10 protein-coding genes are annotated in these 17971 nt (G+C 40.9%); 3 read left to right on the top strand and 7 right to left on the bottom strand.

Going from position 1 to position 17971, the window contains the following annotated elements:
* Both BLU33_RS11980 and BLU33_RS11985 read right to left on the bottom strand, forming a co-directional pair.
* Positions 1–2031, bottom strand: a complete 2031-nt coding sequence (locus BLU33_RS11980) for a glycoside hydrolase family 65 protein (protein ID WP_091372880.1) — start codon at positions 2029–2031, stop codon at positions 1–3.
* 6 nt (positions 2032–2037) lie between these two features.
* Positions 2038–4407 carry a TIM-barrel domain-containing protein gene (locus BLU33_RS11985; RefSeq protein ID WP_091372883.1) on the bottom strand — a complete coding sequence of 790 codons (2370 nt, stop codon included), beginning with the start codon at positions 4405–4407 and terminating at the stop codon, positions 2038–2040.
* A 274-nt stretch (positions 4408–4681) separates the two neighbouring features.
* Here BLU33_RS11985 and BLU33_RS11990 point away from each other — a divergent pair, with 274 nt between their 5' ends.
* From BLU33_RS11990 to BLU33_RS12000, 3 genes are all read left to right on the top strand, one after another.
* Positions 4682–7831, top strand: coding sequence for a SusC/RagA family TonB-linked outer membrane protein (locus tag BLU33_RS11990; protein WP_091372886.1), 3150 nt, complete (start codon positions 4682–4684; stop codon positions 7829–7831).
* Between the two features lie 34 nt (positions 7832–7865).
* Positions 7866–9434 carry a SusD/RagB family nutrient-binding outer membrane lipoprotein gene (locus BLU33_RS11995; RefSeq protein ID WP_157682129.1) on the top strand — a complete coding sequence of 523 codons (1569 nt, stop codon included), beginning with the start codon at positions 7866–7868 and terminating at the stop codon, positions 9432–9434.
* Positions 9435–9525: 91 nt separating this feature from the next.
* Positions 9526–10620 (top strand): hypothetical protein, encoded by a 1095-nt coding sequence (locus tag BLU33_RS12000; RefSeq protein ID WP_091372891.1) that lies wholly within the window; start codon positions 9526–9528, stop codon positions 10618–10620.
* On the opposite strand, the gene BLU33_RS12005 is transcribed toward BLU33_RS12000, so the two are convergent.
* From BLU33_RS12005 to BLU33_RS12025, 5 genes are all read right to left on the bottom strand, one after another.
* A complete protein-coding gene (locus tag BLU33_RS12005) occupies positions 10613–11773 on the bottom strand; it encodes a glycoside hydrolase family 172 protein (RefSeq protein WP_091380456.1) in 1161 nt (386 codons plus the stop codon). The genes BLU33_RS12000 and BLU33_RS12005 overlap by 8 nt on opposite strands.
* Positions 11774–11810: 37 nt before the next feature.
* The gene (locus tag BLU33_RS12010; RefSeq protein ID WP_091372893.1) at positions 11811–14471 is read right to left on the bottom strand and encodes a glycoside hydrolase family 2 protein; all 2661 of its coding nucleotides are present in this window, start codon (positions 14469–14471) and stop codon (positions 11811–11813) included.
* Positions 14472–14495: 24 nt separating this feature from the next.
* The gene (locus tag BLU33_RS12015) at positions 14496–15347 is read right to left on the bottom strand and encodes an ROK family protein (RefSeq protein ID WP_091372896.1); all 852 of its coding nucleotides are present in this window, start codon (positions 15345–15347) and stop codon (positions 14496–14498) included.
* A 1-nt stretch (position 15348) separates the two neighbouring features.
* Positions 15349–16596 carry a sugar MFS transporter gene (locus BLU33_RS12020; RefSeq protein WP_091372899.1) on the bottom strand — a complete coding sequence of 416 codons (1248 nt, stop codon included), beginning with the start codon at positions 16594–16596 and terminating at the stop codon, positions 15349–15351.
* 217 nt (positions 16597–16813) lie between these two features.
* Positions 16814–17962 (bottom strand): glycoside hydrolase family 18 protein, encoded by a 1149-nt coding sequence (locus tag BLU33_RS12025; protein WP_091372902.1) that lies wholly within the window; start codon positions 17960–17962, stop codon positions 16814–16816.
* Positions 17963–17971: the final 9 nt, after the last annotated feature.

A 17971-nucleotide genomic window follows, 5' to 3' on the forward strand; every position in this document is an offset into this window, starting at 1 on the left:
TTATTTAACCACATAAGTTTTTTTCTCTGGCCCCACTCCTGTTATTGTGATTGATTTCCAGTTTGATGGCAGCGTGCTTTTAACCTGGGTAATTCCGTTTGGTGTAATATCCAATCCACCAAAACCCATCAATAAGCTTTGAATGATCCCACCTGCGCCGGTTGCAAAATATGGGTTTGTACCACCCTTTGTTTCAGCTATTACTCTGAATGGCGGGTTGAGGTTCGGCTCATAAGCATCCTTGAAAAAATGATATGCTTTATCGCCATTGCCTAATCTGGAGTATAACAAAGTGAAGATGGCCTGTGTCATTGCTGGTGTACCTTCGTTTGGTATCCGGCTTTCATAAAACTCTAAATCTTTTTTAACCTGTGCCGGGTCGGTTATCGTTTTTAATGGATAGGCCAGCAAATTTACATCGGCTTGCTTAATACCGCCGCCTTTATAGCTTGCAAACTCTTTAGTTACCCCATCCGGGAATTTTAATATCGGGATATTTTGCGCTACCAATTGCCAATCGGGATCAGCTTTCACGTTCAAAACCTTGGCTGCTAAAGCGGCACATTGCAAATTTGCCTTTGCCGCTGCATTGGTGAAAGCATCATTGTCTATCCCTTCGGCCCATTCATCAGCAGCTATCACGTTTTTAATGTCGTATTGGCCGGGGCCATTGCGCTCAACTCTGCTCGCCCAAAAATCGGCACAGGCTGATATGATCGGCCATCCTTTTTCCTGCAGCCATTGCTTATCCTGGGTTACACAGTAATAATTCCACGCAGCTAATGCCACGCAAGCGGTAATATGGTGTTCAAAAGGGCCACTTAATGAACCGACAGGCGTTTCCTCGGTACCATTATCCGCACTCTCCCACGGGTACATCGCTCCCTTAAAACTATGCGCAAAAGCATTTTGCTTCGCGGCAGCAAGGCGTTCATAACGGTATTCAATTAGTGATTTGGCAATTTCAGGGTGAAGCACTAACAAAGCCGGAAACATCCATAGATCAGAATCCCAGAATATATGCCCATTATAACCCGATCCCGATAATCCCATTGGCGATGGCGCGTAAGCTGTACCTTCGCGCGAGAATGAATATAGGTGATACAGCATGCTATGCACATCCTGCTGCGCCTGTGGTTCACCATCAATTTGTATATCGCTTTTCCAAAGCTCGGCCCAAGCTTTTGTATGCGCCTTTATCAAACCATCACGGCCCTGTAAACGGGCGAAAATGGTGAGGCGTTCTGCTTCATTTAATGGATCAGTGGTATGTGCGGAGGTTATGGATGAACCTACTACACTATAACTATAAGTTTGCCCGGCAGCTAATTCCTTACTGAACCGCATGGAATGCATATTATTATCCAGCATCTCATGCATCAGCCTTGGCGCTAATGAATCTGCCTCATTAAATATAAAAGCATTAGAGGCGCATAATTGCAGCTTACCTGTCGGACTTTTAGCTGTAGAGGTAAGCAAACTGATACGACCTGTTGGCCCGTCAACCTCATTATAATAATTCTGCACATCACGCAAAGCGTCAGGAGTTTGCATTACACTTGCAGCGGTAATATTTACCGTCTTTTTTGCAGTAACAGATACATCCATCAACACACAAAAAGGCAATTGTCTGAGCGAATAATAGGTGTATTTTATGGAAGCAACATCGCCATAATCAAAAGTAGTGGTGAACGAGGCATGCTGCATATCCAGTTCCTGCTTCATGTTCTTCACCTTGCTGGCATCCCAGTCATCGCCATTAAATAGCAGATACATGTTCAGCAAATTAAAGCTGTTCAGAAAATTGCTTACCCTACCCCTGCCATACATATCATAAGCACCCGCCAGCACTACATTTTTTACCTGAAATGGTTCTGATGATGATACGATCCCTATCATACCGTTGGCAACCGTAACACCATAGTAATTTGCCGGGTCAATTTTATCGGCCTTAATTATCCATGGGTCCTGCGCTTTTACGCTGATACAAAATAAACTCAAAGCCAATAGCTGGATTATACCTTTATTCATAATATTTTATAAGGTTTTAATATCTATTTGTAGAGGACGCCCGTTCCAACTAAAATAAATCTCGTTACCAACCACTGTGTATTTGGTTCTATTAGAAAATTTAACCCGTCTAACCCTTTTGCCTGGGATTTCCAGTTTAAATTTCTTTTGCCTGGTGGTCAAATGCTCAGGTTTTATACTGATATAATGTTCGTTACCTGTGCCGGTACTGGTGAACGTAACCAGGTCATATTGCCTTTTCACAAGCGATTTAGGGTCAATTCCGTTATCATAAAACCACTGTGATTTAACGGTTACATTAGCGTTACCCATATAATATTTCAGGATCAGGCTTTTACCATCGTATTGGCTGGTATTTGTAGTAGGCGCTGTCATTGTTATAATACTACCTGCCTTAACAAACAAAGGCAGGCTATCTAATGGCGCAGATACGCTGGCGGAATCTTTATAAACTTCCAGATCATTAAAACCTATCCATTCCCCTTTCGGGAATATGACCTTTTTTACTGTTTGTCCTTTTATAATAACAGGGGCGACTAACAGGTGTTCGCCCCATAAATACTCATCATTTATGTTGGATAGCTGTTTACTATCGTCGAAATAATTAAGCGGCATCATTAGCGGGCGACCTGTTGTTGTATTAGTATAAGCCAGCGTATAATTATAAGGTAATAGCTGGTATCGCAGTTTTATATATTTAGTAACCCTTAAACGTGTGTTATCATCCCAAAAGATGGGTTCGGGTGAATAATTAGTAGCATCGGCATGGGTACGCATTACCGGGCAAAAAGCGGCAAACTCCAGCCAGCGCGAGTACAATTCCGGATCGCCCTTTAATTTTGTTTGTCCGGTGGTAAATCCGCCTGCATCCATGTGCATATAGCCCACACCATCTAAACCCATGGTGGTAATTATTGGTATCTGTGCTTTCAGGCCCTCAAATGACCGGTCAATATCACCCGACCACGGGAATACCGAATAACGCTGCATACCCGCATAGCCTGATCGTGGCAATAAAAGTATCCGGCTCGCAGGAAAATCCTTGCGATAACCATCAAAAGCTGTTTTTGCCCAGATTAGTGCGTACACATTATGAACCTTGCTATCCGGGCCTGCGGCAAAGCGTAAGCTATCAGAGCTTGATTCTGGTTCACCCAGATCAAACCACCAACCTGCGGTGCCTTCCTTTATACGGGCTTTGTAAAAGTTCCAGTAAAACTGTTGTGCTTCCGGCTTAAAAATATCCAATAAACCAGCGGGACTAGCCCAAAAATCCTTAAAAATGTGCGGCGCAGGTTTGGTAATATAATCGGGCGTAAGCAAATGCTGTTTAATTGTAGTTTTATAATTCTCTGATTTCTGCGTGATATAGGTTTCGCTTATGGTAACCACCTTTACACCCTTATTCAGGTAATTATGCAGCATTTTTTGCGGATCGGGAAAACTATCACGATACCAATTATGGTTACCCATTAAAGTATCAGCCTTATACCAAAACAAATCAAACACCACAGCATCAAGCGGTATACCTGCTGCCTGTGTTTTATCAATTACATTGGTTACTTCTCTTTCTGATTTATAGCCATACCTTGACGATATATAACCCAGTGCCCAGCGTGGTGGCAGTGGCTGTCGGCCTGTTAATTGTGTATAATTATAGACTACCTTATCCACACTTTCGCCACCTATAAAAAAGAAGCTTACCGGGCCCGATGATACTTTGTACCCAAGCACATTCGGGTTGCTTTTACAAACATCAAAGCTGCTTTTGGCGGCATTATCCATATATATGCCATATTTACGGTTTGATATAAGGAAGGGGATAGAAATATTCAGATCGGTTTGGCCAAACTTATAATCCCAATGTGCCTGGTTGTAATTTTGCAGTATCTGCCCTCTTTTATCCAGGTCGATTGCTTTTGAACCGCCGCCATAAAACGCCTCTTTACCATCTGAATGAAAACCGATTGCAGAACTATCAGCTGTTTGTATGTAATTAAATGCTTTGGATAGTGTATCATTTTTAAGATCAATAAAGCTCACCGATAGATCCTTTTTGTTTACAACCACCTTTAATAAGCTGGTTTTCAATATTGTAACAAAATTGTTATTAATGTATTGCATTCTTACTCTTCCCGGTTTAGCAATAGTTGAAAAACTTTTAACAGTTTTATTGGGGGTGGTTTTATAAGTAACGCGTATTACATCAGGGGCAAAGGCTGTTATTTCAATATAGCCCTTAGTTGTGGCTATCAGCAAATGCTTACCATCGTAAACACTTGTTTTAAAACTATTTAGCTGATTCAAATTTTGAGCAAGGACCGTAAAAGAAACACTGGTAATAAGCAATACCTGGACTAAGAATCTTTTTATCATATTTTAAATACTGTAGAGTAAGCAAAATTTAAAAAGGCATATCACATAAAAACCTTAATAAAATTTCATTATTGATTATAAAAATACATTTATTAAAGTAAATTTAATGTTGTTCTCACATTAGGGAAAGAATACTTTTTGTTGTAACTTACATTGATTATACAAGCCTAGCCCCTGCCAGAACTTTAAGTTCTACCAAATATTTATCGCTCTTTAAATTTCACAAACTGTTTTTTGCTTACTGGTCAATTGTTTTTTTATTAAAATTCAAACTATGAAAAAAAACTTCTACACACAAAAAATCAATCTTGTTTTAAAAATTGCCGCACTAAACTTATTGTTCATGGTGCTGTTCAGCAATTTTGCTGCAGCCCAGGCAAACATTAACATTAAAGGCAAACTAACCGATGGTGTAACAAATGAAACACTCCCGGGTGTTACCATACAGGTAAAAGGCACCGCTAATGCAGTATCTACCGATGCTAATGGGCTCTACTCTATTACTGCCGGGAGTACCTCTACATTGGTTTTCAAATTCATCGGCTATGCCCCTAAAGAAATAGCTATAGCTGGCAGAACCGCAATTGATGTTAAACTACAGCCGGAAACCACTGAATTAAAAGATGTGGTTGTAACAGCATTAGGTATTACTAAACAAAATAAGGCAGTAGGCTACTCGGTTAGTACTATAAAAGGCGCAACTATTACTGAAGCACGGCAAAACAGCTTTGTAAACAGCCTTGAAGGCCGGGTTGCCGGTGTAAATGTTAGCGGTGTAGCTACAGGCCCGAACGGTGCCAGTAACGTAGTCATACGCGGTATTACCAACATGACCGGTAATAACCAGCCACTATACGTATTAAATGGCATACCCCTAGTTAACAACAACTATAATACAGGAGATCAAGGTCATGATGGATATGGTGGTAAAGACGGCGGCGACGGTATTGGCGATATAAATCCTGATGATATTGAAACTATATCTATATTAAAAGGTGCTGCGGCTACCGCATTATATGGTTATCGTGGATCAAACGGTGTTATACTTATTACTACAAAAAAAGGTAAAACCGGCGAAGGGCTCGGCGTAGAAATAAATTCAAATTTTGTACGTGAAAATGTGATTGATGAAACAGATTTTCAAACAGAATATGGACAGGGATCCAATGGTGCTAAACCCGTTAGCGCTGCGGATGCATTATCATCAATGGAATCAAGTTGGGGAGCTAAATTAGATGGTTCAAATACTTACCAGTTTGATGGGGTTGAACGGCCATACTCTGAAGCTGCCAAAGGTAATCTTTCACGCTTTTATCGCCCGGGTAATAATTTCACTAATACGGTTTCATTTAGCAAAGGCTTTGGTGACGATGGTGCTACACGTTTTTCAGTAAGCGACTTGAATGATGAAAGCTATGTTCCGAATGCTGGCCTGCAAAGGCTAACTTTTAATCAGACTACCAATCTTAAATTTGGTAAACATTTAACATTGGATCTTTCATCACAATATGTATCAGAGTATACAAAAAATGCACCCAATATATCTGATGCTATTGGAAACTTAAACTGGGCGCCTATGTTTGTGCCGCCCAATATTAATATTACTACGTTAAAAGGCCCTAATGGGAACGGAACGGTAGCAGGTGATAGTGGTGTTGAATTAAACGCTTTTGGTGACCCATATACCACCAACCCGTATTTTGCAGCGTATGAATTGCAAGGGGCTATTCATCGCAATCGTTTTACCGGTTCTGCTAACACGAAATACACTTTTGACGATGGCTTTTTTATTGGTTTGCAAGTTGCTGATGACTATACTAATGACCGTACTACCAACATAGAACCCGCCGGAACAGGCTATGTGGTTGATGAAGGTTTAACCGGCGATATGATGGAGGAAAATGTAAAGCAAACAGAACTAAACATTGATCTGACAGGTGGAAAAAAATTCAAATTCGGTAAAGATTTTACACTTGATCTGCTATTGGGTGGAAATTACAGGAAATCGCAACAAGAATATCTTACTGCAAAGGGTAACAACTTTGCTATACCCTTTTTATATACTATAGGCAACCTTGAAAATCCAATAGAGAGCTTACAAACCAATAATGAGGAATATCAATCTTTATACGGTAGTGCTGATGTTGGCTATAAAAGTTTTCTGTATTTAACAGTAACCGGCCGTAACGACTGGTATTCGACATTATCGCCTGGGAAAATAACTTATTTATATCCTTCCGTTAGTGGTTCATTTGTTTTTTCTGAATTACTGCACATGCCTGATATGGACCTTGGCAAGTTAAGATTAAGCTACGCTGATGTAGGTGGTGCGGCTGATAATCCTTATCAAACTTTACAAACATATGGTATACAAGGTACATATACTCCCCCTGGCGGTGGCATCTATCCAATAGGTGTAGCCGGAAGCTTGCAGGTTCCGAACAGTGCTTTGAAACCATCATCCAGGCGTGAGATAGAAGCTGGAACAGAAATGGATTTTTTTAAAAACAGGTTAAGGTTTGACCTTACCATATTTCAAAAAAGAGTTACTGATGATATTATACCGGTAACTATTGATTATACATCAAGTTATACATCGGCACTGCTTAATGTAGGTACTTTAAGATATAATGGAGTTGAGCTGGAATTAGGAGGGACACCTGTTAAAAGCCAGAATTTCACCTGGGATGTGGATTTTAACGCAGCTTATATCAAAGGTAAGGTAATATCATTGGGAGGCCAGCCGCAAATCACCCTGGGTTCTGAGGCTCAGGACTGGGGATCAGGCGCTTACACTGCACAAGTTGTAGGTAAAGAGCCATCGCAAATATTTGCTCCCAGTCCCGCCCTTGATGCTAATGGCAAAATCATTATCGACCCGGGACTTGGCGCACCAGACCAGACCCTTTCACAACCCAAGGATTTCGGCTCAGCAGAAAACCCATGGGCAGGTGGCATTAATAACTCATTCAAATACAAACATTTCACACTGTCGTTCCTAATCGATGGTAAATTTGGAGGTAAAATATTTTCAAATACAAACATCATAGCCTATCAACAAGGGCTTTCTAAAGCAACTTTAGCCGGCAGGGATCTATTGTACGGAACTGACAAGCAAACGGCTTCGGCATATTATAATGATTGGGCATTTGCCGACCAGGGAATGTTCGTTTATGATGATAGCTTTATCAAATTCAGACAGGTGATTTTCGGTTACGATTTCCCATCTACTTTATTTAATAATAAGATCATACATGGGTTAAGGCTAAGTTTTGTATGCCATAATGTATTTACTATTATGAAACATACGCCAAATTTTGATCCTGAATCAACATACTCTGCTTCGGTGTATTCACAAGGACTTGAAGCGCCTGCGGTTCCCTATTCAAGGACATTGGGATTAAACCTTAACATAAAATTATAAGTAGAACATGTGCAAACACTATAAAAATATTATTATGAAATTTAATACTATATATTTAATAGCGGTCGCTTTTATGATCATTGTTACCGCTTCCTGTAAAAAGGATCTTGCCAATGCAAATGTAAACCCAGATCAAATTACTTCAGCCAAATATGACCCCAATCTTTTACTAACCACCGCGCAGCTTGCTTATCCTGGAGCCACTAATGTTGGCGGTAGTGCATGGGCAACTAAATGGGGAGCCGTTGGTTGTTTTATTCAGCACGTAGCTTCAACAAGCAGCGCATTTTACTATGGCGACAAATACATAAACAATATTGGCGCTATGGGTGAGATGTTCCAGGATTCTTATACTTCTGATGTACAACCTGTGATTGAATTGTATCAACTTACTGCAAATAAACCTCAATACAGAAACCTGCATCAAATGGCACGAATAATGAAAGCCTTAATATTTGAACAAATAACTGACCTTTATGGCGATATCCCATACTTTCAGGCAGGCTTAGGGTATTACGATCGCATTTACACACCCGTGTACGATTCACAACAAACAATTTATAATGACTTATTGAAAGAAGTATCGCAGGCTACAGATAGCCTCACCGAGGATGGAGATAAACCCACCGGCGATATTTTCTATTCATTATCCAGTGACCAAATAGGCGAATGGAAAAAATTTGGCAACTCACTTCTCCTGCGTATGGCTATGCGCTTAACCAAAATAGATATTGCAACCGCGCAAACTTATGCTACAAAAGCAATAACCGGCACAACAATGCAAAGCAATAATGACAACGCCATTGTTGAGCACATTGAAAGCGGAAACGCGCTCACATCAAACCAGGATGCCGTACAAATTTTTGGTAATGATAGTCTCGATCTTCGTTTATCGGATACGCTTGTAAACAATATGAAAAAATATAATGATCCACGACTTGCAGTTGTGGCATGGCTATATGATGGAGTTACCGCCGATAGTACTTCTGCAAACCAGATTGGGCTTCCTCCTGGCTATATAATAGGCGGTAATAACCCCAAGGTAGACATTACTAAACGTTCCGATTATCCTGCAAATGGCCTCGCTGGATATTCCCGGCTAAGCGACAATATCCTTAATATAGGAGCCCCCAGTTTAGTAGTTACTTATGCCGAAACCGAGTTTCTGCGTGCAGAGGCCGCGGTGCGATGGCCAGGTATTACCGGCGATTTAACTGCGGCCGCTCATTATAAAAATGGTGTAACAGCCGCCATAAATCAATTATCAACTTATGGTACCTTCCCTTCCATTACTGATGGGGCGATAGCTGCTTATTATGCAAATGTTAAATATAATGCCGCCGATGCTTTGGAGCAAATTAATACACAATATTGGCTTTGTACGCTTATGGATGAATATGAATGTTACGCCAATTTCAGACGCAGCGGATACCCGGCCTTAACACCTACAAATTACCCTGGTAATGTAACCAGTGGTACAATACCTAGAAGGCTTACTTATCCACCAAGCCAAAAAACTTCTAACCTGGCTAATTACAATACCGCTGTAGCCCGGTTAACCGGGGGCGATAAAATGACTAGCCGTGTATGGTGGGATAAGTAATAAATAACTCTTGATCTGTGTGATTATATAAACCCAGTTTACCCAAAGCGCATAGTTAAACCTATGCGCTTTTTTAATAATATGTGATATTATGAGCATATCCGGCATCAAAACCATAACAGTTATATTTGGCTTTATAATGCTTACTAACATTATAAAAGCGCAAAACACATCCGCTAAACCACAATGGATAAGACCCGATAATGAAAAATCGCCGCCCATATGGGGTATTCATAACGGTATTGTTGTTGGCTTATGGCCCGCGTCAATTGAAAAAGGCGGGCCGGGCTATGAAGGCGGGCCTCGTGGTTTACTGCGCATAGGTTATGAATATGGTGGCACGGTTTATTTAATAAATTACATCGCGGTTGAACCTGTTGTTAATGGCGATATGGAATTCAGCGAGGTAACTGAATCGCGGGTGGATGGTAAATGGGGTAAATTGTTTTGGGCAGCCGATAGTACCGATAATGAGGGCTTTTCTCCATATGCATCTACTCGTGGTAGAATAACTCATCCTGACAGTAAACATCCTGAAGTTGAAGAACTCTCTTTATATGTTTTTATGGAAAAGTTTTTGGATGGCGCCCACCCCTACCTTAAATTAAGTATCCGCAGTGATAATTCCGGCGAACTTTGCCTGCAAATATTTAATCACGATGGCAGCGCAAAAATAGAGCGTTGCGCGCTAACGGCAACTATGGGAAATTATTCAAGGTTGAGATTGTTATACCTAAAAGATAAAGTAGTTGATTCCAGGCAATTGTTTGCGGGCTATAATGATATTGAATTTGCCGAGAAAGAGCCCTATCCTGCCAAAGAAATGATCAGGAACAGCAAGGGTGATTATGTTGTATATGCGGAATCTAACGAAACATTTAATGAGCTGGCCTCATGGCCACAGCAACAAAAATATCTATCAGCCTGGGGATGGCATTATCGCCCGTTTTATAAGCTTACCCAATATTGGCGGGTAGATTCGGCGGATTATGACCCATCTTTGTTAGTGAGGGTGAATGGCAGGGCAAAATACTGGGGAGGCGACAGCGCTGATAAAAGTAAATATATGGATGTGCCCGGTGGCCCGGCATTTGAAAATTTCGAACTGCGTGAAAATTACCATGCCGGACAAAAGTTTTACTTCGGCCTGAGTATGAAAGCCGCTAAGGATCTGATCGCTAATTAACTTCCAGTTCGTCGCGCGACGGGAATTTAGGAAAAGGTCCATGCGGGCCAACCTGGTACCAGAACACCGTTGACGCAATATCGTCCTGCAGCGGCATATAACGGCCATCATGCCGCCAGCCGAGGTCCTGTATCGTAACTTTCAGGTTTTTCTCAAAGCGGATAGGATCAGTTATGTGCCAGCGGTACATGCCAAAGCGCTGCGCATTGTTATAATGACCATCACCCTTTATCACCTGCGGTAAGCCGGAATAAGCGCCCGAAAATTCTGTATATGCTGAAGTTTCATTCCCATTTTTATCAATTTTCCTGGTATCGAAGTCATATGATCCGCAAAAATAGTCCTCCGTACCAGTGCCATTAATGGTCGGGAATTGTGTATCACCATCAATATAAAATTTAATCTCTCCTTCGCCCCACCAGCCGTTTTTGTTTGATCCATAAGCAATGTAAGTACCTACATATTGGCCTTTACCCTGTATGCTATCAACCAAAATAACGGGCTTTTTATAGGTTGCCGGGTTAACCCTCCTGAACTGTGCGTGGAAATAAGCGGCATCATTAGGCACCGAGGTTAAGGTATAGTCAACCTGATAATAAAGTACCATGTCCTCATCATCAATATTCTCCATGGTTATCCTGCATTTTTTGCGGAATGGCATTGGCCAGTAACAATTAAACGCGCTTCCAGGATTTACAGCCACCGGCAATGACTGTACAGGCGAATACTGCCCCCATCCCATGCAAAAGAAATCGCCTACAGGTACTTCAACCGATGGTGTAGTTTCGTCATCCCAATAAAAACGGAGAATAGAATAACGCCAGTTGCCCGTAGGTGTCATCCATATATGTTGTATAGCACCCGGCCCGGTTATTTCAGCAACTGTAAATGTAGTATGCTTTTTAATGGTTACGCTGGGGCTAACCTTCCAGCCCTGACCGAGGTCCCGTGCTGCCTCCTGTCCGTTCCCGGTTATAGCCATGCCACCTTTACCTTTTTCACCTGTAAAATTTTCAGGACTTATAGAGCGGCTTTGCGCATCAGATAACTGGTATATATTATTTAATCCCGGGTTTAACCCGTTATATTTTTGAGCATTTACACCTGTAATAGTACTTGCTAATATTCCAACAAAAAAAAGAATCTTCTTCATATTAAGCATTTATAAATATTAAACAAGATAGTGATAATCAGTTAACAGGCAAACCGTTTTCAAACGCGGTATGATCTCCTCCTTTACTTAATGCAACATCCAGGTTCCAGGCCGAGGTAATAAAGTATGGCGGCACCCCATGCGCATCTTTTGTTGCGTAAGTAACCTTGATTATCCTTCTTTCGCCCGGAGCAAGAGAGATATAATTATCACTGAAAATTACCGGTAATATATCATCGCCATCCTTACCCTTTAATGCACGCAGGTGTACAAAAAATGCAACTGTTTTACCTGTATTAGTTAATATAACCTGGTGAATGGTGCTATCCTTACTTGCAATGGTCGAAAAATTCATATTTACAGGAGTTTTGGGCATGGTTTGCAAAGCACTGTAATCAGCATAGCCTGATTGCGGCGTAATATACCAGGTTGATTTTTGCCAGTTTAGCTTATCCATTGTTTTAGCTGACCAATACCAGTTAATGCTTCTTACGCTGCCGCCTTTATCACTTAATTGCAAACGCAGTAGATAAGTATCAGATAAACCATCGATGGCAGGTATCTTAAAACATTTGGCTATACTATCCTTGCTAACAGCTATCTGTGCTGAATGGTTATATTTTAACGTACCATCCAGATTATAAACATCAGCCTGAACCGTTAAGTCTGTAAAGTTTTGCAATAAGGAATTGGTTACATCAACCTCATTATCTCTGTACGAGTACATTACATGCAACGGTTCCATAGATTTCTTCATGCCGAAATAAGTACCCGCCGGGTATAGATAGTAATCGTAGGTATGCCAGATCAGACCCGGCCATGGGTTGCTAAGCATCCATTGTACTATACCAGTCGTGGTATGGTATTTATTTAAGCCGTAAGCCTCCATCATGGCACGGTGCGCCTCGTAATTCTGCGCCTGTGCTTTAGCCAGGTAATTTTTTATGGTTGATGCCTGACCATACCTTGAATTTAAGGCTGTATTGAACACATTGGTGGTACCAAAATCATGCGTACCGCAGTGGTACTGCCAATCGGCTGAAGTGTACCATAAGGAATCTTTAGGTATAAACTTGATCAAACTTTCATACGGCGGGATAGATGGGCCAGGAGAAATTTCAGTAGCGAAACTGTACATACCGCCATATCTGTGGGTAGTATCGGTTTCCCAATAAATAGGTGGCACCCACTCATATGGCCCGGCCATTTTCACACCACTATACCCGGATACTTTTGATTTTCCCTCATTAGCGGTTGACAGTATGGGATTGGGATATTTTAAGGTCTTTTCAATATTCAGATACCCTCTTTCAACGCTGCTATCAGTAGGCGGCATATCGCTGCCATTGAGCCAGGTCATCATACAGGCTTTGTTACGGAACCAGTACATAATACTGCTATCAGATGCCATGGCGACTTTCCTTTTGTCGGCATCCCAGTTTTCGGGATGCTGCCATGTACCACAGCACATATAGCCGGTCATTACCAACATGCCGTATTTATCGCACAGGTCGTAAAAATGATCGTCTTCTAGTTTTCCTTCTGAACGGATAATATTCATGTGCATATCACGCACAAGGCTTACCTCCTGCTCCTGACGCTCTTCCGATCTGCGCTGAAAAATATCAGGCGACCAGGCCGCGCCTCTCAGCATAATAGGTTCGCCATTTACAATAAACATTCTTGAAGCGGTATCAATCATTTTTGAAGTTATCTCACGGATACCAAAATCTTCCTCAATGGTATTACTAACCTCGTTACCTGTTAAAATAGCCAGTTTAATGCGATTCAGTTCCGGCTTGCCATATTGCCACGGCCACCATATTTTGGGATCAGTAATATTCAACTGCGGATAATCTGCCGGAGAGAAGCTTACATTACGTGATTCGTTGGGTTTTAAGTGAACCTTTTGCTCAAACTTAATTTTACCATCAATAGTACCCTCTAAAATTACATCCTGCTCCTTTCCTGTATAATTGGTAACCAGCGCATCAACCGATAAGTGAGCAATGTGGATAGATGGCAAATCAAATTTGGTAGTCACCAACGGGTATTGCACACCCACTTTATTGTAAGTTTTTATTTCGATGTTGTTTACTATACCGCCATTATAATCGGGCGGATAATGGATCCAGTCAGCATAATCAATAGCCAGATCGCCGTTTTCGCCATCTGGGTTGAATGGCCTTAGCACTTCAATAGCCAGTGTGTTGTTACCATTTGTGATATGCTTTGTTACATCTATCTGAATAATGCGGAAAGGGCCCTTTATTTGGGATGAATCAGCTATCAACACACCATTTAACCACACATTCGCCTTGTAATTGATACCATGCAAACGGAGTATCACCGTTTTTCCATTTTGAGATGAAGGCAATTCAAAAACCCGCCTGAACCACCAGGGATGATCTAATCTTGGATCATTCAACTTCTTGAAATTCTGTCCATAAAATGGATCGAAACTATATACTTTGTTAGCCAGTAAACCGGCAATAATAGTTGTAGGAACACTTACATTATACCACCTTTTTGTTTTGAATGAATCCTGGGATACTTTTTCACCTGCCGATGGATCTGTAATTGCAGATTGCATCTTCCAGTCGTCCTTCAATATCATTTGAAAGTTTTCTTTCCGGCTTTGCCCATATGATTGCCAGATAAATAGAAGACAACATACAATTAACAAGTATTTTTTCATGGTATAATGTATTTAGTCTTCTAATTATTTGCCGGCATCGTAAAACAAAGCAGCAGCTCCCAATACCCCGCTGTTCTCAAGTTCAGAGATCTCAATACGTATCCGTTCAACTGATTTTTGATAAGCAAAGGTTTTAAGCTGCGCCCACATAGCCTCGTGAAAATATCCATAAGCCTGACTAACAGAGCCTCCCATAATGATCACCTGCGGATCATAGGCATACATGGTTATTTTTATAGCTTCGCCAATATGCTTGCCTAATTCATCATACAGTTTTAATGCCTGCTCCTCGCCTTTTTGCGCTGCTTCATATACTTTCAAACCATCTAATTGATGAACATTTTGAAAGAATGAACCGCTGCAATAAAACTCTAAGTTCTCATCTAAATAACTAATGCAACCTATCTCACCTGCACCGCAGTTATAGCCTGAATACAGTTTACCATTGGTTATAATACCTGCACCTAAACCCGTGCCTAGGGTTAAGCCTGTTAACGATTCACTACCTTTTCCTTTACCAAAATAAAACTCACCCAGGGCGAAACAGTTCGCATCATTATTAACATACACCGGGATTTTGTAGCGGGCTTCCATTATGCTTTTTAAATGCACCTCCTTCCACGATGGAATATGCTGTACATCATAAACAATACCCTCGGCAACATCAACAACGCTGGGTACGCCAATGCCAATCGCTTTTACTGTTGAGTCGATGAGTTGATCAACCACCCAAAAAACATCCTCCAATACTTCTTCCTGAGTACCATCACTTTTTATGCGGCGGGAAACAATATCGGAATGCAGCTCATCGGTAACCAAAGCCCCACGGATATTGGTAGCGCCCAGGTCTATCCCGATTATAGTTGTAGTACTCATATTATTCAGCTTTCTTTTTCAGGTCGATGGTTTTGTTAACAATAAGCGGGCGCGCCCATATACCGATGCTTAAAATATAGCCCATAGTTATGAACAGCACAAACATGCCTGCCCGCAGGCTTATTGCATCCCCTATGCCACCAATAATTAACGGGATAACAGCCCCGCCAATAATAGCGGTAACCAAAATACCTGCAAATGAACCATGATGTTCATCAATAGAATTTAAAGCCAGCGAGAAAATGATAGGATACATTACCGAAGCGAAGAAACCAACCAAAGGCAAAGCGATCAAAGCAATATTGCCCGGACCAAAAAGTCCTGTTGCAAAGGAGATAATAGCCAGAATAGAAAAAGCAACTAATACCTTACGGCTATCCATTATTTTCAATAAGAACAGACCGACAATACCTCCAAGTGTCATTAAGCCCCAAAAGTAAGCCAGGCTATCAGCGCCCGTAGTTTTAGAATCATAACCATGGTATTTCTCCAAAAAAAGCGATATGGTATTATTTAAGCCCTGTTCAGTACCTACATAGCAAAATATACCCAGGAAGAATAAAATAACCACAGGCCTTTTAAAAAGCATCAAGTGTGTACTGATTGATCCTACTTCTTCATCTTCTTTCAACTCTACAACCGGGAATTTTGAAAATCTGATAATAAGGATCATCAATAAGGAGATCACAGAAAAGATCCAGTAAAGCGAGATCCATGGTAAATTTGATGGCACAATGGTATGGAAAAAGGTCATAAAACCTGTTCCGCCATTATCATTAAGGTGCAGGGCGAAATAAGAATACACCATAGGACTTACAAAAGATGCCGCACCGAAAATTAATTGTGCCAGTACAGAGTTAAAAGCATAATTCTCTTCGCCGCCTGATGTACGCAGCAATGGATTTATTACCACCTGTAGCATTGCCATACCACTGCCAATTAAAAATAAGGAGATAATAGCGCTTAAATAATTATGCACCATCGCCAAAAGCAGCGAGCCAAAAAAGGCAACTACAAACCCTGCGATCATAATCTTCTTTTCCTTGTATTTTTCGAGCAGGATACCTGTGGGAATAGATACCAAACCATAAGCAATAAAGAACGCGAATGGTAAAAATGCCGCCAGTGTAAGGCTGAGATTAAACCCCTTAATAAAATCGGGATTTAAGGCACCAATTACATTGGTAAGGAACGAGATCACAAAAAAGGAGAGCATTATTAATGCTACGATGTAGTAGTTACGTTTCATCAGGCTTATGTGGTTTATTTTTGAGTGAAAATAATTTTTGAATACTCGAAACAACAAAATTCCCCTCTTGAGAGGGGGCGCGCCGACTGTGCTGTTGCAGGGGTGTGTTATTCTGTATATATGACACACCCCTACACCCCTTTCAAGAGGGGAATCGCCCAAGGCTCACGCTTCTTTCGAAAACTCCAAAAAATAAATCTATATATTTTTTAATCAATTACTTAAGGTCGTGATTTATTTCTTTTAACAGATACTCCTTTTTATCACTCGAATACTCCCAAAACATTACCCCTGCCATGCCATTATCCTTCACATACTGGCATTTATTTTTAACCGACCATTCATCATCAAACGTTACGAATTGTTTGGTGGTAGCATTAAACAGGTAAGGCGCTTTTGCATCCTCATCACGGTAATATTTAAATGCCTTATTGGTAATCAAACTGTCTTTTATAAAAGTATATCCACCGCCACGCATCGACTTAACAACCTTGCTACCCAATCCGTTTTGAACTGTATCAGCAGTTTCAAACCCGTGACCATAAAAAGCTATGCCTATTACTAGTTTACCAGGAGGCACTCCTGCTGCGATAAAATCAGTAACTGCTTTGGCAGAATATTCAGTCGCGTTATATTTTTTAGAGCCGTATAATCCGGTGTGATGTATTGCAACGCCCAAACTATCCTGTGCATAATCATAGGTCATCAGGTTAATATAAGTAACATATTTCTGCACCTGATCCATCTCCGTATGTGTTATAAAACCCTTAAAACCACCTACTGCTGTACTCAGGATCATCTTTCTGCCGGTTTGTTGTTCTAACTGATCCAGATCCTGCCTTATCGCCTGGAACATCAATGTATAATTGTGCTTATCATCAGGGCGATTAATATTGCCAAGACCTTTTTGTGCGGGATACTCCCAATCAATATCAACACCATCTAACTGATATTTCCTTACAATATCAACTGCGCTGGCTGCAAATGCCTGCCGGGCAGTATCGGTAAGCACAGCATCTGAAAAATTCCCACTCCATGTCCATCCACCTATAGAGATTACTATTTTAAGATCACGATTTCTTTTTTTAAGGCCGGCAAGATATTTTAAATTAATAGTATCAGTATTAAGCTTACTTAATGTGGCCCTATTATTCAATACGTTAACAAAGGCATAATTGATAACGGTTAGCTTTTTCGGATCGACCATAGTAGTATCAATTAACCCTCTGTAACCGCCTACATAACCAATAACCACATATTTCTTCCTCTGGGCATTGGCAGACAGGTTAAAACCAATAATGAGCGATAAACAAAGCAATACAGCAGTATATACTTCATTATTAATGAGTTTAAAATTCAGTTTCATATAAACTTT

Source organism: Mucilaginibacter mallensis, from assembly GCF_900105165.1.
Classification (GTDB): Bacteria; Bacteroidota; Bacteroidia; order Sphingobacteriales; family Sphingobacteriaceae; genus Mucilaginibacter; species Mucilaginibacter mallensis.

Excerpts from the sequence above, each read along its gene's own strand:
- BLU33_RS12015 (WP_091372896.1), bottom strand. The coding sequence starts at position 15,347 with ATGAGTACTACAACTATAATCGGGATAGACCTGGGCGCTACCAATATC.
- BLU33_RS11985 (WP_091372883.1), bottom strand. The coding sequence starts at position 4,407 with ATGATAAAAAGATTCTTAGTCCAGGTATTGCTTATTACCAGTGTTTCT.
- BLU33_RS11980 (WP_091372880.1), bottom strand. The coding sequence starts at position 2,031 with ATGAATAAAGGTATAATCCAGCTATTGGCTTTGAGTTTATTTTGTATC.
- BLU33_RS12025 (WP_091372902.1), bottom strand. The coding sequence starts at position 17,962 with ATGAAACTGAATTTTAAACTCATTAATAATGAAGTATATACTGCTGTA.
- BLU33_RS11990 (WP_091372886.1), top strand. The coding sequence starts at position 4,682 with ATGAAAAAAAACTTCTACACACAAAAAATCAATCTTGTTTTAAAAATT.
- BLU33_RS12000 (WP_091372891.1), top strand. The coding sequence starts at position 9,526 with ATGAGCATATCCGGCATCAAAACCATAACAGTTATATTTGGCTTTATA.
- BLU33_RS12005 (WP_091380456.1), bottom strand. The coding sequence starts at position 11,773 with ATGAAGAAGATTCTTTTTTTTGTTGGAATATTAGCAAGTACTATTACA.
- BLU33_RS12010 (WP_091372893.1), bottom strand. The coding sequence starts at position 14,471 with ATGAAAAAATACTTGTTAATTGTATGTTGTCTTCTATTTATCTGGCAA.
- BLU33_RS11995 (WP_157682129.1), top strand. The coding sequence starts at position 7,866 with ATGAAATTTAATACTATATATTTAATAGCGGTCGCTTTTATGATCATT.
- BLU33_RS12020 (WP_091372899.1), bottom strand. The coding sequence starts at position 16,596 with ATGAAACGTAACTACTACATCGTAGCATTAATAATGCTCTCCTTTTTT.